27 protein-coding genes and 1 tRNA gene are annotated in these 24,889 nt (G+C 69.3%); 19 read left to right on the forward strand and 9 right to left on the reverse strand.

The window, feature by feature from the left end:
* Positions 1-2: 2 nt before the first annotated feature.
* From ACH45N_RS26990 to ACH45N_RS27000, 3 genes are all read right to left on the reverse strand, one after another.
* Positions 3-434, reverse strand: a complete 432-nt coding sequence (locus ACH45N_RS26990; protein ID WP_397399215.1) for a hypothetical protein — start codon at positions 432-434, stop codon at positions 3-5.
* A gap of 193 nt (positions 435-627) precedes the next feature.
* Entirely contained in the window at positions 628-1,269 is a 642-nt protein-coding gene (locus tag ACH45N_RS26995; protein WP_397399217.1) for a bifunctional 4-hydroxy-2-oxoglutarate aldolase/2-dehydro-3-deoxy-phosphogluconate aldolase, read from the reverse strand.
* Positions 1,266-2,111: a GntR family transcriptional regulator gene (locus ACH45N_RS27000; RefSeq protein WP_397399219.1), complete on the reverse strand. Its 846-nt coding sequence runs from the start codon at positions 2,109-2,111 to the stop codon at positions 1,266-1,268. Before ACH45N_RS27000 ends, ACH45N_RS26995 begins: the two co-directional genes overlap by 4 nt.
* Positions 2,112-2,330: 219 nt before the next feature.
* On the opposite strand from ACH45N_RS27000, the gene ACH45N_RS27005 reads away from it, so the two are divergent.
* The 15 genes from ACH45N_RS27005 to ACH45N_RS27075 all read left to right on the forward strand — a co-directional run bounded on the left by ACH45N_RS27005 (position 2,331) and on the right by ACH45N_RS27075 (position 13,648).
* Positions 2,331-2,588: a hypothetical protein gene (locus ACH45N_RS27005; protein WP_397399221.1), complete on the forward strand. Its 258-nt coding sequence runs from the start codon at positions 2,331-2,333 to the stop codon at positions 2,586-2,588.
* On the forward strand, positions 2,585-2,887 hold the full coding sequence (locus ACH45N_RS27010) for a DUF6284 family protein (protein WP_397399223.1): 303 nt from the start codon (positions 2,585-2,587) through the stop codon (positions 2,885-2,887). The genes ACH45N_RS27005 and ACH45N_RS27010 overlap by 4 nt, the downstream gene beginning before the upstream one ends.
* Before the next feature lie 12 nt (positions 2,888-2,899).
* Positions 2,900-3,094 carry a hypothetical protein gene (locus ACH45N_RS27015; RefSeq protein WP_397399225.1) on the forward strand — a complete coding sequence of 65 codons (195 nt, stop codon included), beginning with the start codon at positions 2,900-2,902 and terminating at the stop codon, positions 3,092-3,094.
* Complete coding sequence (locus ACH45N_RS27020) at positions 3,091-5,283, forward strand: hypothetical protein (RefSeq protein WP_397399227.1); 2,193 nt, start codon at positions 3,091-3,093, stop codon at positions 5,281-5,283. The genes ACH45N_RS27015 and ACH45N_RS27020 overlap by 4 nt, the downstream gene beginning before the upstream one ends.
* 3 nt (positions 5,284-5,286) lie before the next feature.
* Entirely contained in the window at positions 5,287-6,426 is a 1,140-nt protein-coding gene (locus ACH45N_RS27025) for a hypothetical protein (protein ID WP_397399229.1), read from the forward strand.
* Position 6,427: 1 nt separating this feature from the next.
* Positions 6,428-6,754, forward strand: coding sequence for a hypothetical protein (locus ACH45N_RS27030; RefSeq protein WP_397399231.1), 327 nt, complete (start codon positions 6,428-6,430; stop codon positions 6,752-6,754).
* 32 nt (positions 6,755-6,786) lie between these two features.
* Complete coding sequence (locus ACH45N_RS27035; protein WP_397399233.1) at positions 6,787-7,152, forward strand: hypothetical protein; 366 nt, start codon at positions 6,787-6,789, stop codon at positions 7,150-7,152.
* 143 nt (positions 7,153-7,295) lie between these two features.
* Entirely contained in the window at positions 7,296-7,913 is a 618-nt protein-coding gene (locus tag ACH45N_RS27040) for an NUDIX domain-containing protein (protein WP_397399235.1), read from the forward strand.
* Between the two features lie 87 nt (positions 7,914-8,000).
* Positions 8,001-8,213 carry a hypothetical protein gene (locus ACH45N_RS27045; RefSeq protein ID WP_397399237.1) on the forward strand — a complete coding sequence of 71 codons (213 nt, stop codon included), beginning with the start codon at positions 8,001-8,003 and terminating at the stop codon, positions 8,211-8,213.
* Between the two features lie 91 nt (positions 8,214-8,304).
* Positions 8,305-8,589, forward strand: coding sequence for a hypothetical protein (locus ACH45N_RS27050; protein ID WP_397399239.1), 285 nt, complete (start codon positions 8,305-8,307; stop codon positions 8,587-8,589).
* Positions 8,590-8,665: 76 nt separating this feature from the next.
* Positions 8,666-9,637, forward strand: coding sequence for a bifunctional DNA primase/polymerase (locus tag ACH45N_RS27055; protein ID WP_397399241.1), 972 nt, complete (start codon positions 8,666-8,668; stop codon positions 9,635-9,637).
* A gap of 38 nt (positions 9,638-9,675) precedes the next feature.
* The gene (locus ACH45N_RS27060; RefSeq protein ID WP_397399243.1) at positions 9,676-10,461 is read left to right on the forward strand and encodes a hypothetical protein; all 786 of its coding nucleotides are present in this window, start codon (positions 9,676-9,678) and stop codon (positions 10,459-10,461) included.
* Positions 10,461-11,744 (forward strand): hypothetical protein, encoded by a 1,284-nt coding sequence (locus tag ACH45N_RS27065; protein WP_397399245.1) that lies wholly within the window; start codon positions 10,461-10,463, stop codon positions 11,742-11,744. Before ACH45N_RS27060 ends, ACH45N_RS27065 begins: the two co-directional genes overlap by 1 nt.
* A gap of 180 nt (positions 11,745-11,924) precedes the next feature.
* Positions 11,925-12,155, forward strand: a complete 231-nt coding sequence (locus ACH45N_RS27070) for a helix-turn-helix domain-containing protein (protein ID WP_397399247.1) — start codon at positions 11,925-11,927, stop codon at positions 12,153-12,155.
* A complete protein-coding gene (locus ACH45N_RS27075) occupies positions 12,152-13,648 on the forward strand; it encodes a hypothetical protein (RefSeq protein ID WP_397399249.1) in 1,497 nt (498 codons plus the stop codon). Before ACH45N_RS27070 ends, ACH45N_RS27075 begins: the two co-directional genes overlap by 4 nt.
* Positions 13,649-14,125: 477 nt before the next feature.
* Here the strand turns inward: ACH45N_RS27075 and ACH45N_RS27080 are convergent, their stop codons facing one another.
* From ACH45N_RS27080 to ACH45N_RS27090, 3 genes are all read right to left on the reverse strand, one after another.
* Positions 14,126-16,030 (reverse strand): hypothetical protein, encoded by a 1,905-nt coding sequence (locus tag ACH45N_RS27080; protein WP_397399251.1) that lies wholly within the window; start codon positions 16,028-16,030, stop codon positions 14,126-14,128.
* 233 nt (positions 16,031-16,263) lie between these two features.
* Positions 16,264-16,336 (reverse strand) — tRNA-Asn (locus ACH45N_RS27085).
* A gap of 241 nt (positions 16,337-16,577) precedes the next feature.
* Positions 16,578-17,564 (reverse strand): aldo/keto reductase, encoded by a 987-nt coding sequence (locus ACH45N_RS27090; RefSeq protein ID WP_397399253.1) that lies wholly within the window; start codon positions 17,562-17,564, stop codon positions 16,578-16,580.
* Positions 17,565-17,766: 202 nt separating this feature from the next.
* On the opposite strand from ACH45N_RS27090, the gene ACH45N_RS27095 reads away from it, so the two are divergent.
* Positions 17,767-18,141 carry a DUF2255 family protein gene (locus ACH45N_RS27095; RefSeq protein ID WP_397399255.1) on the forward strand — a complete coding sequence of 125 codons (375 nt, stop codon included), beginning with the start codon at positions 17,767-17,769 and terminating at the stop codon, positions 18,139-18,141.
* 70 nt (positions 18,142-18,211) lie between these two features.
* Here ACH45N_RS27095 and ACH45N_RS27100 read toward each other — a convergent pair whose 3' ends face one another.
* Positions 18,212-18,781: a hypothetical protein gene (locus ACH45N_RS27100; protein WP_397399257.1), complete on the reverse strand. Its 570-nt coding sequence runs from the start codon at positions 18,779-18,781 to the stop codon at positions 18,212-18,214.
* A 194-nt stretch (positions 18,782-18,975) separates the two neighbouring features.
* Between ACH45N_RS27100 and ACH45N_RS27105 the strand changes: the two genes are divergently transcribed.
* From ACH45N_RS27105 to ACH45N_RS27115, 3 genes are all read left to right on the forward strand, one after another.
* Positions 18,976-20,100, forward strand: a complete 1,125-nt coding sequence (locus tag ACH45N_RS27105; RefSeq protein ID WP_397399259.1) for a M15 family metallopeptidase — start codon at positions 18,976-18,978, stop codon at positions 20,098-20,100.
* Positions 20,101-20,222: 122 nt separating this feature from the next.
* Positions 20,223-20,372, forward strand: coding sequence for a hypothetical protein (locus tag ACH45N_RS27110; RefSeq protein ID WP_285103938.1), 150 nt, complete (start codon positions 20,223-20,225; stop codon positions 20,370-20,372).
* Positions 20,373-20,652: 280 nt separating this feature from the next.
* A complete protein-coding gene (locus tag ACH45N_RS27115; protein ID WP_397399261.1) occupies positions 20,653-23,349 on the forward strand; it encodes a polysaccharide lyase family 1 protein in 2,697 nt (898 codons plus the stop codon).
* Between the two features lie 96 nt (positions 23,350-23,445).
* Here the strand turns inward: ACH45N_RS27115 and ACH45N_RS27120 are convergent, their stop codons facing one another.
* Together ACH45N_RS27120 and ACH45N_RS27125 are read right to left on the reverse strand one after the other, a co-directional pair.
* A complete protein-coding gene (locus ACH45N_RS27120; protein WP_397399263.1) occupies positions 23,446-23,928 on the reverse strand; it encodes a hypothetical protein in 483 nt (160 codons plus the stop codon).
* 48 nt (positions 23,929-23,976) lie between these two features.
* Positions 23,977-24,789, reverse strand: a complete 813-nt coding sequence (locus ACH45N_RS27125; protein WP_397399265.1) for an HAD family hydrolase — start codon at positions 24,787-24,789, stop codon at positions 23,977-23,979.
* Positions 24,790-24,889: the final 100 nt, after the last annotated feature.

Here is a 24,889-nt window from a genome sequence, read left to right on the forward strand (position 1 = left end):
ACTCAGGATTGGGCTATCTCTGCGGCAAGGCTGATGAGGTCTGTGAGCGCGTCACCCTCGATCCCTCGGGCAATGAGGCCGGTCTGAACGCTCTCATCCTGTGAAGTCCAGGAGGCTTGTCCGCCGACACCCTGACCGGTGGCCCACATTGGTGATTCCATCGAACGGTGCCAGGCCGTGGGCTCGTCATAGAGGTCATCGAGAATCGCGACGAAGTCGAGTGGCGCTGGGCCGCGTAGAGCTGCGATGTAGCCGGAGTAGTCCGTCTGCCACCAGCACGCTTCCACGCCATCACCGAGGCTGCGGTCATCGCGCTTGACGATTTCCGACCCCAGGAGTTCGGCGACGGCGTCGGTAGAAGCTTCGCAGCTATCCCGAATGACCGGGGTGGGCTCTGCGCTCAGCGTCGGATCGGCAGATGGCGTCTGGGACATGGGTGGGCCGGGTGCGGTGCTTGCTGGCGGCAGTGCGCTGCACCCGGTCACGATTATGACCGCTGCGAGCGTTACGGCCGCCACCATTGGTGCGCGGTGCATGAGAACAGCATGCATTATCAACAATGGCCCATCTGGGAGGATGGGCCAATTGTTGTATGAGGTTTTGAAAGTAGAAGTGCCGTCGACGCGACTACTCGGAGCCGACAATGGCCAGCCACTCGCGTGCCGAGGTTCGGGCCGCGTGGTAGTCGCCGGTCCTCATGCTGTCGCCCACGAGGTCCGAGCCGACGCCGAGCGCGACAGCCCCGGCGTCGAGCCACTCGCGGGCATCCTCACGTGTGATCGTCCCGGTTGGCATGATCCCGGCGTCCGGCAGTGGCGGCAGGATCTGGCGAATGAACTTCGGACTGTGCGAGCTGGCAGGGAAGAGCTTGACCACCTCGGCGCCTGCCTGGGTGGCCGCGTCAATCTCGCTCGGAGTGAAGACACCAGGCACGAATCCGATGCCCCGTTCTCGGGCGTACTCGATCACTGGCATGGACATGCTCGGGGCGACTAGGAAGCCCGCGCCTGCGTCGATTGCGCGCTGTGCGTCTGCGATGTTTCGCACTGTGCCGGCACCGACGTAACCGGTGTCCCCGAGCCGGTTAGCGATCTTCGTAACCACGGACAGAACCTCTGGCCGAGCGATCGGAAATTCAAGCGCCCGAATCCCCTCGGACACCAGCACCTCAGCGACGTCGGCAAGGCGATCAACGTCGGGCCCGCGCAGGATAGGGAGTAGCCGCGCGTCGCGGATCGCCTGTGCCGCGCTTGATGGCCGCGCGGTCATGCCGCCGCCGAAATGGTCGCGAGCATCTTGGTCGCCTGGCTCTGCAGGGGCTCGCTGGACGCCGAGTTGTCGATGATGACGTGCTCCGCTGCTGGCTGGAATTCGAGGTCGATTCCCGCGACGTAGTCGTCCCAGTTCGAGAGCTTGCCTGTATCGCGCGCTGCACCACGACGCTTCAAGTAGGTGTGCATCGTGCTTGCGTCACAGCGCACCCAGACCAGGCTGAGCCCCACGCCCGCCGCGTTGAGCCGCGTGCCGATCCGCTCGATCCAGGCAGCGTCCTGGAACTCACGGATGAACGGCGCTGTGGCGATGACCCCTACGCCAACCTCAGCGTTCTCTTCGATGGTTGCAAGAAGCGCCTCGTACTCGAATGGGCGCACATGCTCCAGGTACGTCTGCGACTCACGGTCGTGCGCCGGACGCCCGAGCTCTTCGAGGAGCCTTTCGACAACCGCGCGCGTGGTCGTGTCCTTGTCGACGATCGCGGAACCCGTGACCCGGGACAGCACCCGGCTCAGCTCTGACTTGCCGCTGCCCGCGTAGCCGCCGATCAGGAACACGTGCGGTCGGCGGGGCTTGTCGTTCTCCGATGGCGCTGTGATGCCGCTTCGGACGATGCGGCGAGAGCGGGAAATGGCCTCAACGAGACCATCGGCCACGAGCTGTTCGATCGCCTTACTCACCGTCCATGCGCTAACGCCCATCTGCTCGGCGAGGTCGCGCGACGAGGGCAGTGCTGCTCCGTCCCGGAGCCTGCCCGCTTCGATGTCGTTCCGGAGGATCCGCTCCACCCGTTCGAGCTTCTTGCCGCCAACGTCGTCGGCGCTGTACTGCGACATGTGACCTACCTCACATTTTGATCTCGCAACTGACTGGTTTCGGCCTAACAACTGGCTGGTTACCGATCATCCACGGCCGAGCGCCTGCTGCCAAATCAGGTGCGAGGAGACCAATCAGTTGACAGGTGGCCTCGCAACTTGCAAGGTTTCCTCTCAACAGGACTGTGACGCGGGACATAGATCCGGCTCACAGTCACGACGAGGAAGCGAGGTAGTGAGATGTCTCAGCACCGCATCAGTGGTCTGGACGTAGCACGCAGGTACCTGTTTGAAGCCCAGGACGGCCTGAACAAGGCCGCCCGGGTCCTCACGCAGCACGGCACCGCTGCTGACGGTCTCAAGGAGGACGGCCGTACGGCGGCGTCTCTGGCCCGGAAGGTCGAGGCCATGAAGGACCGGGTTCGCAAGGTCCACGAGGCTGCCCTTGCCGCTGAGCGCGGCAACGGTGGCAACGGCCGCCGGGGGTGGGGCTGGTGACCTACACCGACTACGACGGGTTCGTGGTTGAGCCCACCTTCACCGATCTGGCCGCCATCGCCGCCGAGGAGCCGGTCATCTCGGCCGAGGTCGCCGTGGTCGACGCCGAGTGCCAGATGGTCATCACGCCCGGCCCGGCCGCGACCGAGGCTCACCGCCGCGCGGTGACCGCCCTGAACACGGTCATCCGCACCCGCGCCGTCCGCGCCACGTCAACGGCCCCGGTCTTCGGACTGGTCCAGCCGCTTTCCACGGCCCGCCGGGTCGTCATCCGCTCCGCCCACCGCACTGCCGCCTGAGAGGAAACCACCATGGCTATCTCCGTCATCGCGTTCATCTTCGCCGTCGTCGCGTTCTGCCTGTGCAAGTGGGGCCCGGAGCGCTGGGGACCGTCGCTGTTCATGGTCGCCACCGGCCTCATGCTCGCCGCTACGCCGATCGGGCAGGACGCCTCGGTCATGATCCAGGAGCTGTTCAACAACATCTTCAGCGGGGTGCTCGCGTGACCACCCCCAACGAGCACGAGGGCGGTCACCCGCCCGACGACGCCTCGGAGATCGCGGAGCTGGAAGCGCTGCTCGCCCTGCCGAGCGGGCCGGAGGCCGTGGGCGAGTCAATCGCTGACGCCACCCTCGGTGGGGCTGACTCGAACACGCTGGACCAGGGGGGCGCCGCTTCCCCGTCGGTCGAGGTGACCGGCGGGGAGGTGGCCGACGAGGACGACGAGTACGAGGACGAGGACGACGCCCCGGGCGGTGTCCTGGCCCTGCTGGACGGTCTGCGGTCCCTGACCGGTCGCGCTCCGGTCGTTGCTCGCCGTGAGGTCGATCAGGCCACGTCGTGGCTGGGCTCGAACTGGGTCCTGATCCCGCTGTACCCGCTGCTCGCGGTTGTCCTGGCCCCGTACGGCGCTGGTCTGCTGGCTCAGCGGCACTGGACGTGGGTGTGGGACCTGGACTACAAGTCCCACCGCGCCGAGCGCCGCAAGGCCGCTCGCGCCACGGGGGAGGACGCGGAGATCCGCAAGGACTACGCGGCCCTGCTGCGGGCGCGGTGGGGCGCGACGATCGGCCTGTCGCTGGCCGGGTTCGTGGGCGCGCTGCTGTTCATCCAGTTCACGCCATGGTGGGCGACCTGGGCGGCTCTGTTCGCCCTGGTCGGCACGATGGGCGGGTACGGGATCGCCCGGGCACCGTGGCTGGCCAAGGCCACGGGCCGCAAGGCCAAGGCCCCGACGATCACGATTCCGTTCGTGACCGAGGCTCTGGCCACGCTCGGGATCTCTCCGGAGCCGTCCAAGCGCGGCTTGCCCGGGCTGGAGATCCTGGGGATGCGGACCCTGCGCGGCGGCGTCGAGGTCCTGGTGGACCTGCCCCCGGGCAAGACCGCCGAGGACGTCGTCAAGCTGCGCAACCGCCTGGCCTCCGCTCTGCGCCGGCAGAAGGGCTGTGTGTGGCCCTCTGGTGACACCGAGGTGCACGAGGCACGGCTGGTCCTGTTCATCTCGGACAAGCCCCTGCACAAGCGCGACGCCGTGACGTGGAAGCACGCCAAGTCCGGGGCGACCAACGTGTTCGAGCCCATCACTCTGGCCGAGGACGTCCGCCACCGCGACGTGACCGCCACGCTGATGTTCAACTCCGGGATCATCGGCGCCGTCCCCCGCATGGGCAAGACCCTGGCGCTGCGCACCATCGGCATGGCGATGGCCCTGGACCCCCGTGTGGAGATCCACGCCTACGACCTCAAGGCCACCGGCGACCTGGACTCCCTCGGGCCGATCGCCCACGCCCTGCGCGTCGGTGACTCCACCGATGACATGAAGTTCATCCGGGACGACCTCAAGCGCCTCGTCGAGGACCGCGCCCGCCGGGCGGCCACGATCCGTGGCCTGTCGGTCAAGGAAAAGAAGATCACCAGCGACATCGCAGACCAGCACCAGCTGGGGCTGCACCCGATCGGAATCCTGATCGACGAGTGCCACATCGCGTTCACCGATGCCACGTACGGCAAGGAGATCGCGGCCCTGTCCGAGGACCTGGTCAAGCGCGGTCCCGCTACCGGGATCATGCTCTGGCTCGCCACCCAGGAGCCGAACAACGACATGATCCCCGCGTCGATCTCGCGGGCCTGCACCTACCGGTGGTGCCTGATGGTCATGGACTGGCGCGCCAACGACGTCGTCCTGGGCAACGGGGCGCACGCCGCCGGGTTCGCCGCGAACAACTTCACCACCAACGACAAGGGCCTTGCCTACTTCCGTGGCGAGGGCGAGTCCCCGGCCCTGGTCCGCGGCGCCTACATCGACATCCCGACCTCCGAGCGGATCGTCGAGCGTGCCCTGATCGCCCGCACCGAGGGCGGCTGGCTCTCCGGTATGGCCGCCGGGGAGATCGCCGCCGACGACGACCGGTCCACGATCCTGCACCACCTGATCGCGGTCTGGCCCGAGAACGACCCCGCGTGGCCCAACGGGAAGGTCTGGTCCGAGGTGCTGGCCGAGCGCCTGGCCGAGCACAAGCCGACCCTCTACGACGGCTGGAACGCCACCCAGGTCAACTCAGCCGCCCGCCGCCACGGCATCAAGGCCCGCGACGTCAAGGGCCGCCACAACGGCACCGAGGGCACCCGCAAGGGCCTGGTCCGCGCCGAGATCGTCACCGAGCTCGGCACCGACACCACCAAGGAGGACTGACCCATGAGCACCACGCACACCACCACTGCACCGCGGCGCGGGTCGCGCCGCCTGGTCCTGGGCGGAGCCGTCTCCGTCGCCCTCATCTCCACCATCTCCGCCTACCTCGCCATGGTCGGGTTCGGCACCGACGTCCTGGGCATGGACCAGGCCACCGCCTACACCACGGCGGGCGTGTTCGAGCTGTCGCTCGTGACCGTGGCCCTGCTGGCCCGCGAGGCAGCCAAGGACAACCGGCCCGGCGGCACGCTGCTCGCGCTGACGTGGGCCCTGTCGTCCGCGTCCGGAGTGTTCGCTGCCTGGCACGAGATCTACCTCGGACACCCCGCCGGGGCCGTCCTGTTCCGGTTCGTCGTGCCGCTGCTCGCGGCCCTGATGTGGCACCTCGCCCTCATCGGCGACCGCCACCTCGCGTCCGACGCCACCTGGTCCAGCATCCGGCAGTCCATGCGGATGCACGCGCTGTTCCTGACGACGGAGGACGCTGTCCGGGCGCACGCTGTCGACGACGGCACCCCGGCCGCCCGCCGGAAGATCGAGCGCGCCGAGGCCCGGCGCAGGGCCGCCCGCGCGGTCGCCCTCAAGTCGGTGCCGCCCGCCCAGATGCGGACACAGACGGCCGAGTGGATGGACTCGCTGTCCGCCGTCGCCGACGCCGTGACCGACGTGGCCCGCCTGCACGTCGAGGCCAACAATCGCGTCGCCGGACACCTCACCGCCCCGGTCGTGTCCAAACCGGACTACGAGGACAAGGCTGCTGAGGCTGTCCGGGCAGAACTGGCGGACATCATCGCGGACACCGACGCGGACTTCACGCCGGACACCGACCGGCTGTCCGCCGTCGCGGCAGCCGGACAGGACACCACCGCTGTCCGGGCTACCGTCCGGGACGCTGTCCGCCCCAAGGCGGCCCGGACGGTCCGCCCCGCCGCGTCGGCCGGTGACCGGGCTGTCCGCCTGGATATCGTGTCCGGCCTGCTGGACACCAACCCGGCTGCGACCGCCAGTGACGCCCTGTCCGCCCTGGCGGCCAAGGGTCACGTGGTGACCGACCGGACCGCGCGTCGCCTGCTGGCCGACGCCCGCCAGGGCACGGACATCAACACGGACAGCGCAGCCGACGCGGACACCGAGGCGGCCTGACATGTCCCCGATCTTCCAGCGCGCCGCCGCCGAGTGGGCCGCGATGCGGTCCGAGTACGGCGACTACCTGGAAGCCCACATTGCCGCCGCCTACGACGCCACGAACGGTGTCTTGCTGAACGCCCAGGGCCGGGCGGCCGGAGTCACCGAGGAGCGCCTGTTCCTCGTCGGAGGAGTGTTCGCCGCCGCCTACGCCTCGCCCGAGCTGCGGGAGTTCTGGGCCACGCGGCCCCGGATGACCGTCACCGAGTTCGAACGGGCCTGGACCGAACGCCTGGACTCCGAGGAAGGGGAGGAGCCGCCTGCCCACTGGCACACCGCCGCTTGACCAGCCATCGCACGACCTACCGGGAGGAAGCCATGAGCACCACAGAGCAGATGGACCCGCAGGAGTACGCCGCACTGGTCCGGAACGCAAACGCCCTGGTCAACGCCATCGAGACGAGCATCACCCGCACCGGATTCGTGTTCGTCGCGGCCTCGGTCGCCACGATCGGGGCCCTGGCGCTGGATCTGACCCCGCTGGCCTCCATCCTCGCCCTGGTCGCCACCGCCGCTCTCGTCGCCGCCTTGCTGCTGGTCGTCACTCGGATCTACCTCGGTCCCGCCCCGGAGCCCCTGTCCGAGGGTCACGAGGCCGCGACGGAGGTAGCGCAGGTAGCGGAGAGCCCCGCTACCGGTAGCGGGAGCGCTACCGCCGAAAACCGCGTGATTTCAACGAAGTAGCGCGGTAGCGGCCCTCCCGCTACCCCCTCGAAACACCCCCGCACCCCACTTCCAGGGCACGTCGGCCCCGCTACCGCTACCGACGCGTCCCTACCCCACCCATGCCAAAAACAGGCCACACCCCGGCCCGAAAGGACCTCGCCATGTCGAGCACCACCAGCTACAACACCACCACCCACGACGGCCCCGACACCACCGACCCACGCGAGATCGACTGGGCCGAGCGGCAGGCCCGCGCCGTCGTCCCGTTCGACGTCGTGGACGGCCTGCCCGTCAACCCCCTGACCACCGATCTGCCCGAGGGGCGGGGCGGCCTGTGGCACTGGGGCGAGGCCGTGGCCGCCGACGCCGTGGTGCTCGCGTTCGACCAGGACGACCTCAAGCGGATCCTGCTGGTCGAGCGGGACGACGACCACGGATGGGCACTGCCCGGCGGGATGCTCGACCCGGGCGAGACGCCCCGCACGGCCGCCGCCCGCGAGCTGGCCGAGGAGACCGGGCTCACCGTCAACGTGAGCCGTTTCTACATGCTGCCCGGCCGGGGCGTGCCCGACCCCCGCGCCGGGGCCAACGCCTGGATGGTCACCGTCCCCGCCGTCCTGGCCATGTGGCGGCACACCCTGCCCGCCGTCGAGGGCCGGGACGACGCCCGACAGGCCAAGTGGCTGCCCGCGAGTTCCTACGCCGAGCTGACGGCCGCCCTGGACGGCGAGATCTTCCCCGCCCACGTCGCGCTGCTGCGCGAGGTCCTGGACGACTGACACGCCCTCTCGCCGCCCGGCGCGGCGTCGGGCGGCGGGAGAGCGCGGCAGACCCGCCACGCCAACCCACCACGGAAGGAACCACTGATGAGCAACCGCGCACGCGAGGACTGGATCCCTCGGCCGTCGCCCAGGTGGCACGTACTGCCCGTGAGCGACGCAGGCCACCCCGGAGTCCGCTACGCGGTCGTCGCGCCCGGCTGCGACTGGCGGCCCCACGACGGCACCCGCTGCGGCTGCCGCCGGTTCGACGACGAGGCCGCCGCCGAGCGCTACCGCCGCAACCAGCCGCGCCCCTGACGCGCCCTCTCGCCGCCCGGCCCCGAGGTCGGGCGGCGGGGGAGCGCGGCAGACGCCACGCGATCGAGAAACCACCGGAGGAACAGCACTCATGAGCAACGACATCAAGCGAGCACAGCGCGCCCTGGACAACGCCCGCAAGCGCGTCGAGGAGACCGCCAAGGCGTGGCGTGACGCGCTGCGGACCAAGGCCCCGGCCGGGCAGACCGCCAAGGCCAAGGCCCTCAACACCCGGGCGATCGAGGACGAGATGAAGGCGGAGGAGGCCCTCAAGCGGGCGATCGAGCGCACCACCGGGACCGTCGTGAACATCTCGCGCGGCGGGACGGTCGGCATCCAGGCCCACACCATCAACGGCGGCTACTACCGCAACTGATCCAGCCCCGCCGCCCGGCCCACGGGCCGGGCGGCGGCCCCCAGGTCCCACCACCTCACCAGGAAGGAACCTCGTCATGAACGCCAAGCGCTGGACCAACACCCACGCGGGCAGCACCCCGGCCGAGAAGTATCGCGGTGCCCTGCTCGCGACCGCCCTGGAGTACGCCGCCCGGGGATGGCACGTCTTCCCCCTCATTCCGGGCGGTAAGCGGCCCGCGACCCCGCGTCACACCGTCACCGACTGCGACGGGTCCGACCCATGGTGCCGTGGCGGGCACACCGGCTGGGAACAGCGCGCCACCACCGACCCCGACCGGATCACCCGGGCGTGGACCGTCGAGTCCTACGGCATCGGCATCGCGTGCGGCCCCTCGGGGCTGCTCGTGATCGACACCGACACCCGCAAGACCGGCGACGAGCTCGGACACGTCGCCACGGGCGAGGAGTCGCTGGCGGGCATCGTCAGCACGGCGGACGGCGCGTCACTCCCGCAGACCTGGACCGTGGCCACGCCCTCGGGCGGCGTGCACCGGTACTACACCACCGAGCACCTGACCACGCCCCTGGGCAACACCGCCGGTCGCCTCGGGGACCTGATCGACACCCGGGGCAAGGGCGGCTACGTCGTCACACCGCCCACGCTCACCCCCGCCGGGCGGTACGAGGTGACGGCCGACGCCCCGGCTGCGCCCCTGCCCGCCTGGCTGGTCCAGCCGCTCTCCCCGCGCCCGGCCGCACCGTCGAGCGTTACCGAGCTGCGGCCCGTCCAACACCGCTCCGCCTACCTGCGCGCCGTGCTGACCAAGGAGGCTGAGCACGTCCGCGAGGCGACCGAGGGCGGCCGGAACCACGCCCTGTTCGCCGCCGCGTGCTGCCTCGGCGAACTGATCGCGGGCGGCTCACTGACCGAACCGGAGGCCGCCGGGGCACTGCTGGACGCCTGTGCCGGCCACATCGCCGCCGGGGCGTTCACCGAGGCCGAGGCGTTCGCCACGGTCCGCTCCGGCTTCCGCCGCGGGGCCGCCAAGCCCCGCACCGCTGCATGACCACCACCACCCACGCCCGACCAGAGAAAGGACACCCCATGAGCACCCTGACCCTGCCCCGCAGGCCGCGCGCGCTGGACCTGTTCTGCTGCCAGGGCGGCGCCGCCACCGGCTACCACCGCGCCGGATACGACATCTACGGCATCGACCTCACCAACCAGCCCCGCTACCCGTTCCCGTTCCTGCGCATGGACGCCCTCACCGCCCTGAGGCTGCTGCTCGCCGGGCACCGGCTCCCGTTCACCCACCCCGACGGCACGGTCGAGTACCTGGGCCTTGCGGACTTCGACGTCATCCACGCCAGCCCGCCGTGCCAGGGGTACACGCGCGGCAACGCCGGACGGGTCACGGACTGGCCCAAGCTCATCCCCGACGTCCGTGCCCTCGTCGTGCTGACGGGGCTGCCGTACGTGATCGAGAACGTCAAGGACGCCGGACCCGAGATGGTCGACCCCGTCGGCCTGTGCGGCTGCATGTTCGACCTGTCCACGCTCGACACGGACGGCGTGACCATCCACCTCCAGCGCCTGCGTCTGTTCGAGACCAACACGCTGCTCACGGCACCGCGGGCGTGCGACCACTCCGCCCACGCGTGGGTGGCCGGTGCGTATGGCGGCGCGCGGCGGGACAAGTACGAGGCCAAGTACGTCCGCAAGGGCGGCTACGTGCCCCGCAGCAAGGACGTCGTCAAGCGGCTGCTGGGGATCGAGCACGACATGACCTGGTCGGGCCTGTTCGAGTCAGTGCCGCCCGCCTACACCGAGCACATCGGCACCCAGCTCATGGGTGCCGTCAACCCCGCTGATTGGAAGGCGGTGGCCTGATGACCGCGCTCATCCCCGACCTGAACACCACCGAGCCGGGTGACCTGGACCCGGAGTCGGTGTTCTGGGAGGCCCGTCCCGAGCTGGCCGCCGTGCGCAAGTACGCGCGCGCCGCCATGGCCTCTCCCTGGGCCGTCCTCGGGTGCGTCCTGGCCCGAGTGTCACTCTCGGTGCCGCCGTCGGTCGTCATCCCGCCCCTGGGCAACGACACCTCCGCCGTCGCCTCGCTCAACGTGTTCGTCGGGCTGGTCGGTCCGTCCGGCGTCGGCAAGGGCGTCGCCACCGCCGCCGCCGAGGGCTTCCTCAGCATCCAGCCCGGGGCCGGTCGCCTCATCGAGAAGCGGCCCCTCGGCTCCGGTGAGGGCATCTCGCACATGTTCATCGACACCGACGCCGAGGGCGAGGACAGCCCCGCGATCCACTCGGTGTGGTTCGACGTGCCGGAGATCGACACCCTCACCGCGCTCATCGGGCGCAAGGCATCAACCCTGTCGTCCGAGGTCCGCAAGATGTTCACCGGGGAGGGCCTGGGCTTCCAGAACTCCGACCCGACGAGGCGCAAGATCGTGCCCGCGCACTCCTACCGGGCCGCCATCGTGGCGGGTGTCCAGCCGCTCAAGGCTGGACCACTGCTCGACGACGCCGCCGGGGGTACGCCTCAGCGGTTCCTGTGGATGCCCGCCACCGACCCCGGTGCCCCGGACGTCGCACCGCCCGCCCCCGCACCGCTGCCCTGGTCCAGCCCGGTTCTGGCCATCGAGCACCGCCGCACGCCGCTGAACGTGGCCGAGTCGATCACGAACGTGCTGCGGGCCGAGCGCCTGGCCCGGTTGCGCGAGGAGCTGACCGACGACAACGGGCAGCAGTCCCTGGTCCGGCTCAAGGTCGCCGCGCTGCTCGCGCTGCTGTCCCGCCGCGTCGAGGTCACCGCCGGTGACTGGCAGCTCGCGGACTACGTCATGACGGTCTCGGACCACACCCGCACCCGGATGCGCAATGCGCTGCGCGCCGACGCCGCCCTCGCCGTACGTGCCCGGGCCGAGGCGAGGGCCGCGTTCGATGAGCACCAGGACGACGCCGCCGTGCACCGCACGGCACAGAAGATCCTGGCCATGCTCAGCACCGACGCGACCCCAGCGAGCACGGTCCGGGCGGCCCTGGGCAAGAACCTGCGCGAGTACATCGAGGCCGCCGTCGACAGCCTGATCCGCCGGGGTCTCGTCGAGCGTCTGGACGACGAGTACCAGGGCCGATCCCGCGTCCTGCTCCGCCTGCGGCAGTGAGGTTCAGCCCTGGCATGTGCCAGGGCTGCCATGGCTGAAAGCGCCAAGGCTGAAACCCCAGTTCAGAGGCCAAAAACCAGCCCTGGCAGGTCAGCCCTGGCAGCCCTGGCACATGCCAGGGCTGGGACCCCCTCACCGCACGATCCCAAGTAGTCCGTTGAACGCTCAAGGAGACCAGTCATGGCCACCGCCACCTCGCCGACCTACACCCAGGCCGAACCCACGATCACCGCCATTACACCCCTGCTCTACCGCGTTGAGGAGGCCGCTGAAGCACTCCGGCTTTCCCGCGCGATGGTCTACGAAATCATCCGCTCCGGTGAGCTCCGCACGGTCAAGATCGGCACCCGCCGACTTGTGCCGGTGGCCGCTCTGGGCGAGTACATCGACACCCTTGGGAGGGCAGCATGACCGAGCAGAGCGAGCAGAAGAAGCGCCGTGTGCGCGGCGAGGGCAGCGTCTACTTTGACGAGAAGCGCGGTCGGTACATCGCAGAGAAGATTGTCGGTTACGACGGGCGCGGCAAGCCGATCAAGCGGAAGGGCTCCGGGAAGTCGGAGTCGGCCGCTCTTCGTGAGCGCGACAAGCGCGTCAAGGAGTACGAGGCCGGACTCGTGGTCGGTGCGGATCACTACACCGTTGGCAAGGCGGTTGTGGACTGGTTGGAGCACGGGCAGACGGGTAACGCGGAGAAGACTCTCCAGGAGAACCGCGACCTCTATCGCCTCCACCTCGAACCTCATCTGGCGGGCCGGAAGCTGAAGGACCTGCGCGCCGAGGAGGTGGACCGGTGGCTTGACGACCTGAAGTCGGTGCTGTCTACGTCGAGGCTGAAGACGCTGCACTCGCTGCTCAATCGGTCGGTGAGGCGGGCCATGGCGCGCGGCTTGGTCGTGCGGAACGTCGTCGATCTCTGCAAGCCTCCCAAGGGGCGCACGGGCCGACCGTCGAAGTCACTCACGACGGAACAAGCGCTTGCGGTCGTGGCGAACACGCGGGGGCACCGGATGTACCCGTACATCATCGTGTCCTTGCTTGCGGGACTCCGCACGGAAGAGGTGAGGGCGCTCCGCTGGGACCGTGTGCACCTCGACGCCGAAGGCGAGCTCCCGCCCCACGTCGAGGTCTGGCGGGCGGTGAGGGAGGGTGGAGACACCAAGACGAAACTCTCCCGCCGGACGCTCGCGCTCCCGAGCCTGGTGGTCGAGGCTCTGCGCGAGCAGGCGGCTTGGCAGGAGGCTAAGCGTCGGCAGGCGGGGATGCGATGGCAGCACTCGGACGTCGTCTTCACCACCGCGGTGGGTACTCCGATGGACGCGGACAACGTGCGCCGGGACTTCCGGAACGCGCTCGAGCTTGTCGGCGGCCCAATCACGACCGTGACGGACGGTGATGGGTACTTCTCGGCTTGGCTCCGTGTGGCGGTAACCGCTGCAATCGGGACTCACACGGTGGTGTGCAGGGGCCGAGCGGAACAGGTCACCGCGCACCTGGAGGTGGCGCAGGGACGGACCACGATAGAGGCTGGACCGCCCCGAACACCGGGCGCAGCACTGATGCTTTCTTCGTCGGTGGCGCCCCCTGGAACAAACGTCCTGGTGTCCGGCTCCGGGTTCCCACCCAACACTGATGTAGTGGCAGAACTTATTGGTCCCGATGGCATGCCGGTCGTCTCGATCAACCCAGCAGACTGGACCCCTCGGGAACTGCGGCACTCGTTCGTCTCGCTTATGTCTAAGCAGAGGGTTCCGCTGGAGGAGGTGGCGCGGCTGGTGGGCCACAAGAGCACTGCCGTGACCGAGCTGGTCTACCGGCATGAACTGCGGCCGGTGATCCAGTCGGGGGCGCAGGCAATGGACGACCTGTTCCGCTCAGGTGCGGACGGCGCGACCAAACTGCGGTAGAGACATACTTGCGGCGGGTGGGGCACGGGGCGGCTAGCCGCGGAAAGAGTTGCTGCGGCCAGCCGCCCCGTCAAGGGTGCCTACACCGCACGCCGAACACGTCTGCCGCGGCGCGCCGGGTTGGGAGATCTCTGGCTTCCCGTCGGCCGAAGGTGTCGGGCAACCCATCCCTCCGTTTTCTCGACCTGAGCGTTCGACGTGGTCGGCTTGAGCGGGAGGACGTAAAAATAGTGCCAAGCGTGCAACTTGGCCGGATTGCTGAGGTGTTCCTTGAAGCGTGAGCGGAGCCGCTCCGAATCAAGCGTAGAGCACACCTTTCCTACATAAACGCAGGCGTCCCACACGTCGAATACGATGTACACACCACGCGAATGGGCAGGCCAAGGCTCCGCGCCCACCTCGTGCGGGCCCTCGATCGAGCTGCTGAGAAATTGACCAGCGATCTCCTCCAAGGCTCGAAGCGTTGACGGAGTCAATTCAACTGCCCGCGTCGTTCCGAGAATCCCAAGCCGCCTTGAGAACATGTATCCGGGTTCGCGATTTGTCTAGCCGGTCGGCGATCTCGTCTGCGATATCTGCAGGAACACCCTCGGTCGCAACCAAGGGTCCAGGTTGGCCATCCTCCTTAATCGAGTCCAACGCTTCGATCTTCGCCGCGATCGTCTCCGTATCGTCACGGATCGCATAGATCATCGATCGCAGTTCGTCCCGCGCGTTCCATTCTGGTTCGTCGTCGTCGCTCGGTTCGTCGTCAGGCGCAGGCTCCTCCGGGACGGCGAAGGTACGCCTGAGCCATCCATCGTCGACGGGCAGGTCTGAGCCGTCGGCAGCTTGCGCGACAGAGCCGTCCTCTCGCGTCTGACGCGGGTGGGTCCCCGCGCGTGCGTCGACTATGGCCCGGTGAAGCACGCGGACGCCGTGCTGACTCAACCGGATATGTTCGAGGAGTTGGTCGGCGAAACGCGTGTCTGCGCGGCTTGACTTCTGTAGCGCGTTGTACCGGGTTAGCCAGAATGCTGCGCGAACGGCAAGTTCTCGGCCCGCTGGTCCGTCAGTGTCGCTGGCTAGTTCAGCGAGGGCGGCTTCCAGCAGTTCATCGGCCGTACTGAGGGTCGGTACCCAACTGTCACCGGACCTGAGCCGTTGCATTGCTGATGGTAGAGCCATGCGCGGGTTCCGTCGCACCAGATCGGTTACGTTCCGCCTGTACGCGCGCATGGCGAGCTCGGTAGCGACTTCAAGCCTGTGGTCGCGCTTCGGATCCCTCATCCCGATTCGCCTGAGGGCGCGGTTCACGGCTCGTGTGTTACGGCTGCGATCAATATCGTGAAAGATGGCTGCCGCACGGCCGTCGAGCGTCGCGTCGAACCCGGCCTTCTCAGCCTCGTCTGGTGACATCAGACCGGCTAGATACCTATGGCCCTCGTCGGTGATCCTCTTAAGCCTCTGCAGTTCATCGAGTACTGCATCAGCGCGCTTGTCGTAACCAGCAGCGTCGCCCCAAGGCTGCGGTGGTTCCACATGGATCAACCCGAGGTAGGCATCGAGGATGCTGGGAAAGTCCAGACCATCTTCGTACGCCTCGAATCCCACGACTAGGTTCGCTGGTACAGACTGGGTTCTGAGTCGTGCGAGCTCGTCGGACGACAGGGTCGCAACGTCGCGTTCCATGAGATTTAGGACCGGGTCGCGTCGCGCGCCGAGAGCGACATCGGTGTTCAGTTCGAAGAGTACTTCACTTGACGTGAGGTCCCAGATGGACATTACGGCGGTGAGGCGGGATGAACCGTCAATTGTGCAGACCACAGTCTGAGACTGATCCGAGTTGGTGTCGAAGGTGACTGGGATGACCGTAACGGGGAGTAGCACCCCCTGCCCTTTGACTGAGGCGCGCAGATCGTTGGATGCGGAGATGTATTCTCGCGCTACCTCCATCGCATCCTTTAGGCTCCCCAGCGAGCCCGCCGTGATATTGACTGTCGCGGAGCTTCCGTCCTTCTGGGTCATTGTCAGAGGGTCGATACCGCCCGGTGCTTCACCACCCGCAGGGAACGAGATTCGCGACGAGACTCGCGGGTTGGTCGGAATCGGGATGACGGAGCCGGTCCGGATCCGCGTAGCCACAACTCGCAGCACTCCGCCGTGTACTCCGATCTCCGCAGGAGCCCTCAACTGGGTGAGCGTCTGCTCGGGGTCATCTACAGCGCGGACGATGGCGGCGGCCGAGTCGTTGTCGAATCCCAACTCGGTGAGCGCCGTTCGCAACCGATTGCGCGCTGCGGTCTTCGGCCGCGTGTCGACCGGCCTGGGGCGGCGGTCCGGAAGGTTCTCATCAATGTCAGGTTCCTCGTCCTTGGACGGCTCGACCTGTTCATCGTTCACATCGGGTCCCTTCGCTACACCTTGGCTTCGGCGGATTGCGAATGAGGCTACGCCGACGCCGAGACGCGCTCGGGGGGTTGCGCGGGTGAACTTCCCGAGTGGTGGACGGTTGTCGTCCCTGTGTGCACCCATGTGTGAACCGAAGACCCTCAGTTCGACCCTCACCACCGCCGAACCGCTCCGAAAAACACTGCAGGCCAGCGCCGATGTGGCGCTGGCCTGCAGTTTTGCGGCTCCCGCGGTTGGACTTGAACCAACGACCGTCCGATTAACAGTCGGATGCTCTGCCAGCTGAGCTACGCGGGATCGCGTTCGCCCGTCCCGTGGACCGGGTGGGCGACCGGTGAAAACTCTAACAGGTTCCCGGGGGTAGTCCCGACTCATATCTGATCTGCGCGGGAGCGGCGTCGGTCACACCGCGCAGCCCCCGCGCCGATGTCACGGTCTACCCCGTCATTGGGCCCGGAATCACCCTGGTTTCGGACCCAATGACGGGGTAGACCATGACTTTCGCGCGGGTGCGGCTGCGGCACCCGCGCCAGTCACCTCACCGCCCCACCATCCCCATCCCTGCCTCGTTGTACCGGTCGCCCTCCACCCCGACCCGCGCGGCCAGCCCGTTCAGGTCGGCCACGTCGTCGGCGGAGAGCGCCACACCCGTGGCCCCCACGTTCTCCGAGACCCGCGCGATCCGCCGCGTCCCCGGGATCGGCACGATCCATGGCTGCTGCGCCAGCAGCCACGCGAGCGCGACCTGGCCCGGCGTCGCGCCCCGCGCCTCCGCGAGCGCGCGCACGTGATCCACGAGCACCTGGTTCGCCGAACGGTTCGACGACGAGAACCGCGGGATCGACGCCCGCATGTCGTCGCTCGTGAACGACGTCGAGGCGTCGACCGCCCCCGTCAGGAAACCACGCCCCAGCGGGCTGAACGGCACGAACCCGATGCCGAGCTCGGCGAGCGTGGGCAGCACCTCGGGCTCGGGGTCGCGGGTCCACAGCGAGTACTCGCTCTGCACCGCGGTGACCGGGTGCACGGCGTGCGCGCGCCGGATCGTGGCCGGGCTCGCCTCCGACAGCCCGAAGTGCCGCACCTTGCCGGCGTCGACCAGCTCCTTGACCGTGCCGGCCACGTCCTCGATCGGCACGTCGGGGTCCACGCGGTGCTGGTAGAAGAGGTCGATCACGTCGGTGCGCAGGCGCCGCAGGGACGCGTCGGCGACGGCGCGGATGTGCTCGGGCCGGCTGTCCAGGCCCACCGTGGCGCCGTCCTCGATGCGCCAGCCGAACTTGGTGGCGATCACCACCTGGTCGCGCACCGGATCCAGCGCCTCGCCGACCAGCTCCTCGTTGACGTACGGCCCGTAGACCTCGGCGGTGTCGACGAGGGTGACGCCCAGTTCCACGGCGCCCCGCAGCACGCCGATCATCTCCTCGCGCGTGCCCGGGTTGGGGCCGTAGCCCTCCGACATCCCCATGGCGCCCAGGCCGATCGCGGAGACCTCCAGGCCCTGGCCGAGCGTTCGCTGATGCATCGTGACAGTCTCCTTCGCAATGGGTTCGCGGTCACACGCTAGACCCGCAGCCCGGGAGCACCGGCCACGCCGAGGGGGGTTCCGCCGGTACCTGCCACGCCAGGGACTCCCCGTGCCCGCCGAGGTGTTGCACCGTAGAACGGCCGGCCGTGCCCCGCGGTCGGCGCAGGCGGCGACGCGCGGGCGCCCGGAGGGAGCAGCGATGAGCTGGACCGAGCAGGAGCTGAAGCAGGTCGACGGCACCGACGAGCTGCAGGTCTCGTCCTACCGGCCGGACGGGACCCTGCGTCCGTACGTGATCATCTGGACGGCGCGGGTGGGCGACGACGTGTTCGTCCGCTCGGCCTACGGCCCGGACAACGGCTGGTTCCGCCGTGCCAAGACCTCGGGCACCGGCCGGGTCCGCGTGGGCGGCGTCGAGCGCGACGTCCGCTTCGAGGTCCCGGACGACGGCGTCCACGCGCCGCTCGACGACGCCTACCGCGCCAAGTACGGCAAGTACGACAAGCGCATCGTCGACACCGTGGTCGGCCCGGCCGTCGTGGGGACGACGTTGCGCGTCGTCCCGCAGGACTGACCGGGGCCGCGGGACTGGCCGGGGCCGCAGGACTGACCGGGACCGCAGGGAGCGAGCAGAGCAAGCAGGCTCAGGCCGGCAGCCCCGCCGCGCTGCGCACCCGGGCCTCCGCGGCGTCGATCGCCTCGGCGGTCGCGGGGTCCGCGAGGTCGACGTCGCTTCCGCCGATCACCTGGGAGAACAGCTCGCCGTCGACCCGGCGCCGGACCGCCACACGGGCGGTCCGCCCGCCCGGTAGCTTGACCGGCTCCGCCAGGACCACGGACCACTGCACCCGCTCGCGCAGCACCTGGGGCAGCACGGTGCGGCGGCCGTCGAGCGTGAGCGGCGTCGGCTCGTCGCCGTCCACCCAGTGCACGCGGATCACGTTGGAGTCCGTGTCGTAGGTCGCCCGGTCCACGTCGGCCCACTCCCGGTGCACGACGACGGACGGGGCGCCTCGCGACTCCGTGTCGCCCTGGCCCGTGGCCGTCTCGGGCGCGGAGATCAGCAGCAGCTCGGCGCGCGTCGCGAACGCCCAGGCCTCGCCCGTCGACGTGACCAGTGCCGCCCGAGCTAGCACCGAGTCGGTGCGGTGCGAGCGGACGGTGCGGCGGACGGCCTTCTGCGGGCGGTGCGCGAACCACGAACGGAACCCCATGGCCCCCACGTTAGTGCGGCCCGGGGCCTGGGCCGTGCAGCCCGCGGGGTGACGTCGCCAGGTCCCGGCCCGTACCCGGTCCCTCCGCCAGTTCGACCCGCTGAACAGGTCCGGTGCGCCATCGTGCCGAGGTGGCACAGTTCACCCCCTGATCGGTCGGCGGGTACCTCCCCGGTGCCGTAGGTTCTGGCCTCGTGACCTTGACGAACGCCGCGCCGCCCGCCGAACCGACGGACGCGAAGGCCGACGGATCGGCAAGAGAGCGGCGGGAGGCGAAGGCCCGCCGTCGACGTACCCTGCGGATCTCCCTCGCCGCGACGATCGTGGTGGTCGTGCTGCTCGGCCTGGCCGGCCTCGCCTGGTACCTGGTCTCGGACGTCGAGGACCTCGGCGACCAGAACGTCGTGGCCGCGCAGCTCCTGGCCACCTCCGCGGGACGGGTCGCCGACCCGGGCACCCGCGTGGCCCTGCAGGCGGAGATCGCGGAGGCTGACGACCTGCTGGACGAGCCGTTCCTCACGCGGCTCACCGTCGGGACGACCGACAACGCGACGTCCCTGGCCGCGGCGTCCGACGCCGTGCGGGCCTCGATGGTGGACCTCGCCCGCAACGAGGTCACCTCGGCCCGCGAGAGCTTCGCGGGCGCGGGCAAGCGGGCCGAGAAGATCTACGCGGCCACGGAGGGCAAGGGGGTCGACGACGACGTCCGCTCCCGGCTGCGGGAGGCCCTGGACTCGGGCACGGCGGTGGACGAGGCGGCGAACGCCACCCTCGCCGGGACCGACCTGGCCGACCTGGGGCAGGCCGCGCGCGAACTGAGCACGAGCCGCTCCGTCGTCACGATGGCCACGGACGCGCTGTCCACCGCGCAGGACGCCGTCAGCTGCCCCGCACCCGACCAGGTGTGGGACCCGGACAGCGGGCTCCTGCCGGACTCGGCGCTCGCGCCGATCCCGTGGGCGCCCGACTTCGTGGTGCGGGCGGACGTGCTGGACGGGCTGATCGCGCTGGACGCCGCCTACCTGGCCGAGTTCGGGCAGCACCTCACGATCAACTCGGCCTACCGCACGTACGCCACGCAGGAGGAGCTGTACGACCCGTCCTCGCCCATCGCCGCCCCGCCGGGCTGCTCCAACCACGGGCTCGGGCTCGCGGTCGACATCGGGGGCGGCGTCGAGACGTTCGACACCGTGCAGTACAACTGGCTCAAGGCCAACGCCGCGACCCACGGCTGGACGCACCCGGCGTTCGCCGAGCCGGACGGGCGCGTGCCGGAGCCGTGGCACTGGCAGTCGATGCTCGCGCGCGAGAGCTCCTGAGTCCTACCCCGCTGGCGCGGTTTGACCGTGTTGTCTTTTTCGTCGTGCGAGTGAACTCGAACCGGGTGAGGCTCGAGGGAACGCGGCGCGACCCAGCGTCCGCGCGGTGGAAGGAGATAGACATGCCCGGCTGGCTCATCCTCATCCTGATCGGTGTCGCCCTCGTGATCCTCGGGGTCGCGACCGAGATCGGCCAGTTCCTCATCTGGATCGGCGTGATCGTCCTCGTGGCGAGCCTGATCATCGGCCTGGTCGGTCGCAGGCGCGTCTGACGCACGACGAACCGCTCGATCTTCCGCCGGTCCGGCGCCCGCTGCAGGGGCGCCGGACCGGCTGCTTTCCTGTGCAGGCGCGGTCGGGACCCCCGGGCGAATGTCGTTGGCTCCGCCGCCGGCGCGGCTGAGCGGCCAACCCCTTCTCCCAGTGCGGTGAGGGTAGGGGGTTGCCATCCGAGAAACCGGTTACTAGGATCTGGGAAACCGGTTACCGACTTCACCCGCTGCGCGCACCACAGCAATGTCCCGCATTCAACGACGAACGTGAGGCAATGAGATGAGAAGACCAAGAGCTGTCCAGATCCTCTCGGCGGTGGCCGCGACGGCCCTCGCGGTCGCGATCGGGGTGACCACCCAGTCCGTGCCGGACGCCGCGGCCGCCACCGGTTCGGCCACCGGCTACGCGACCCAGAACGGCGGCACCACCGGCGGCGCCGGGGGCCAGACGGTCCGGGCCACGACGGGTACGGCGATCCACACGGCGCTGTGCAGCCGGGCCAGCAGCAGCACCCCGATCATCATCGAGGTGTCGGGCACCATCAACCACGGCAACACCAGCCAGGTGTCGGGCGACAGCTGCAGCACGGCCGACGACGTGATCGAGCTCAAGCAGATCAGCAACGTCACCATCGTCGGCGTCGGCAGCGGTGCCGTCTTCGACCAGATCGGCATCCACATCCGCGAGTCCAGCAACATCATCATCCAGAACGTGACCGTCCAGAACGTGAAGAAGTCGGGCTCCCCGACGTCGAACGGCGGCGACGCGATCGGCATGGAGAGCGGCGTCCGCAACGTCTGGGCCGACCACCTCACCCTGCTGGCCTCGGGCGGCGAGTCGGAGGGGTACGACGGCCTCTTCGACATGAAGAACGACACCAAGTACGTGACCCTCTCGTACAGCGTCCTGCGCAACTCGGAGCGCGGCGGGCTCATCGGCTCCAGCGAGAGCGACCTCTCCAACGGGTTCGTCACGTTCCACCACAACCTGTACCAGAACCTCAACTCCCGCACGCCGCTGCTGCGCGGTGGCATCGCCCACATCTACAACAACCACTACGTGGGCCTTGTGGAGTCGGGCATCAACTCGCGGGCGGGCGCCAAGGCGAAGGTGGACAACAACTACTTCGAGGACTCCAAGGACGTGCTCGGCACGTTCTACACCGACCAGGCCGGCTTCTGGCAGGTCGCGGGGAACGTCTTCGACAACGTCACCTGGTCGAGCCCTGGCGAGGACAGCAACCCGGCCGGCCCCGACCCGACGTCGAACACCTCCGTGAGCATCCCGTACTCCTACCCGCTGGACGCGGCGAGCTGCGTGCCCGCAGTCGTCGCGGAGACGGCGGGGGCGAACACCGGGCTGCAGGTCTCGGACGGGAGCTGCACGCCGACCGACCCCACGGACCCGCCGACCGACCCGACCGATCCGCCGACGGACCCGACCGACCCGCCCACGGAGCCGCCGACCGGCACCAACCTGAGCCTCGGCGCCGGGGCCGACGGCTCCAGCAAGGCGAGCGGCACCAGCTACGGCAACGTGCTCGACGGCAACACGAGCACCTACTGGTCCCCGGCGAGCTCGACCGGGCGCATCTCGGTCAAGTGGGGCTCGCCGACCACGGTGTCGTCGATCAACGTCCGTGAGGCGTCCGGCGCCGTCGGGAACATCGGTTCCTGGCGCGTGGTGAACAACGACAACGGGGCGGTGCTGGCCACGGGCAGCGGCGCCGGCGTCATCAGCTTCGCGTCTACCTCGCTGAGCAAGATCAACTTCGAGATCACGTCGTCGTCCGCCACGCCGCGGATCGCCGAGCTGGAGACGTACGCGGGTACGCCGTCCGGCGGGGAGGACCCGGGCGGCGAGGACCCGGGCGAGGAGCCCGGTGAGGAGCCGACGGCGGACGCGCTCTACGTGGCGCCGGGCGGCAGCTCGGGCGCCTCGGGCACCGAGTCGGACCCGACGACGCTGGCCTCCGCCATCGGCCGGATCGCGGCCGGCGGCACCATCTACGCGCGCGGTGGCACCTACAACCTGTCGCAGACGGTCGACATCCCGCCGGGCAACAGCGGCACCTCGGGCAACCGCACCGAGCTGTTCGCCTACCCGGGCGAGCGGCCGGTGCTGAACTTCTCGGCGCAGAGCGAGGACCCCGCCAACCGGGGCATCGCGCTCGGCGGCGACTGGTGGCACCTGCGCGGCCTCGTCGTCGAGCACGCCGGCGACAACGGCATCCTGCTGGGCGGGGACAACAACATCATCGAGCGGGTGGTGACCCGGTTCAACCACGACTCCGGCCTGCAGATCTCCCGGTACACCGCCGGGGCGCCGAGCAGCGAGTGGCCGTCCAACAACCTCGTCGTCTCCTCGGAGTCGCACGACAACGCCGACTCCGACGGCGAGGACGCCGACGGGTTCGCGCCCAAGCTCACCGTGGGCTCGGGCAACGTCTTCCGGTACACCGTCTCGCACAACAACATCGACGACGGCTGGGACCTGTACACCAAGGACGACACCGGCCCGATCGGGGCGGTGACCATCGAGGACTCGCTCTCGTACGAGAACGGCACCCTGTCCGACGGCTCGCAGGCCGGCAACGGAGACCGCAACGGCTACAAGCTCGGCGGCGAGGACATCTCGGTCAACCACGTCGTGCGGCGCAACATCGCCTACGACAACGGCAAGCACGGCTTCGGCTACAACCGGAACCTGGGGTCGCTGACGGTCTCGAACAACCTGAGCATCGGCAGCGCCGAGCGGAACTTCAACTTCGACGGCGGCTCGTCGACGTTCCGCGACAACACGTCGTGCAACAGCGGGTCGAACGACCGCATCATCGGCACCGACGCGGGCGGCAACCAGTGGTGGTCCGGCTCGAACGGGTCCCGGTGCGCGCAGTACTCCGGCGCGCTGAACTGGTCGTTCGCCTCGGACGGGCGGCTGGTCGTGACGATCGGGGGGACCACCGTCAACCTGTGACCGCACCGGCCCGAGGGGCCGGCGCCTGAGACGAACGCCCTGGGGAGTGCGGTGATACCTCCCCGGGGCGTTCCTCGTCGCCCTTCTGGGGCGTCGTCAGCTCACCGGCCGTGAGTCTGTTTCAGCGGCGTCCGGCTCGGCGTCGATCTTGGCGACGGCGGCCTCCAGCTCTGCGATCCACCACCAGAGCCGAGGTCCCGCGCCGGCGACCAGCCATCCGGGCAGAAGTGTCAAGGACACAAGCGACCACTCCAAGAAGGACGCACCGGTCAGAGTGGTCAGGAGCGTGGCAGCGCCGAAGACCAGGGCGGCCGAGACCAGGGAGACGGCCAGCAGTTTCCGCGCTGCCTTACGCACCCGTCGAGCGAAGACCTCACCGAGGAGTGCAGTCGCCACGACGGCCAGGGTGAGCGGTGCCCCAGCGAGGATCCAGCCGACCACCACCCCGATCGGAAAGAGGTCCTCCTCAGGTCCGGTCGCGTCGCTCTGTGCACTGATCGACAGGATCGTGAGCAAAGGCCCGACGAAGACGTAGGCGGCTGACGACACCCCGCCCGCGATCAGGTACCTCCTTCGCATGGGCTGACATTAGCGGCCGGCCGGGGTGGCGATGTCGTACCCGACCATTCAGTTCAACAGCGACAGCAGGACGGTCGCGGCGCCGTCGTCGTCGATCGAACCCGTGCTGTACGACGCGGCCGCGAGGACGAACGGCGCTGCGTGCCCCATGGCCACGTCGTACGCGGCCCACCGGAACATCTCGATGTCGTTCTCGCCGTCGCCGATCGCGACCGTGCGGCTCGCCTCGACGCCGAGCTCCATGCGCACCTTCGCCAGCGCGGAGGCCTTGGAGATGCCGGGCGGGGTGACGTCGACCCAGTCGGGCCGCGTGGCGATCGCCGTCAGGCCGCGCGCGACCAGCGCGGGCACCAGCTGGTCGGCGCCGGGCCCGTGGAGGACGATCCGGGGCGTCGGGTTGACCAGGAACTCGCCGATCGGCGCCTGGTGCTGGGCGCCGTTGAGCTCGTGGTCGGGGAACGGGGCGCTGACCCGCCAGCCCTCGCCGACGATCTCGGCGGCGACCCGCACGGCGGGTGCCTCCTTGAGCGCGACGTCGATCACCAGGACGGCGTCGACGGTGTGCTCCTCGACCACCTGGTAGTGCTCGCCGACCAGGTGTGCGGTCACCGCGCCGTTGCTCGAGACGATCCAGACGTCGGTGAGGCCGAGCTGCAGCGCGGCGGAGACCGCGCCCAGCACGGAGCGCCCGGTGGCGAGGACGACGTGATGGCCGGCCCCGAGCACCTCGCCCATCGCGTGGCGCACGGCCGACGTCGGCGGGTGTCCCGTGCGCAGGAGCGTCCCGTCGATGTCGCACGCGATCATCAGCCGGGTGGCGAAGCTCGCGTCCGGCGCCGCGTTCGGGGGCTCGGTCGTCATGCTCCGGAGATTATTGGCGCTCTCCGGCTCAGGGGGAGCGGACACGGCGAGGTGTCCGGCGATCAGGCTGGAAATTCCCCCAGGTGCATCCTCTCGGACA

Origin of the sequence: Promicromonospora sp. NPDC019610 (genome assembly GCF_044389365.1) — a bacterium.
Lineage (GTDB): Bacteria > Actinomycetota > Actinomycetes > Actinomycetales > Cellulomonadaceae > Promicromonospora.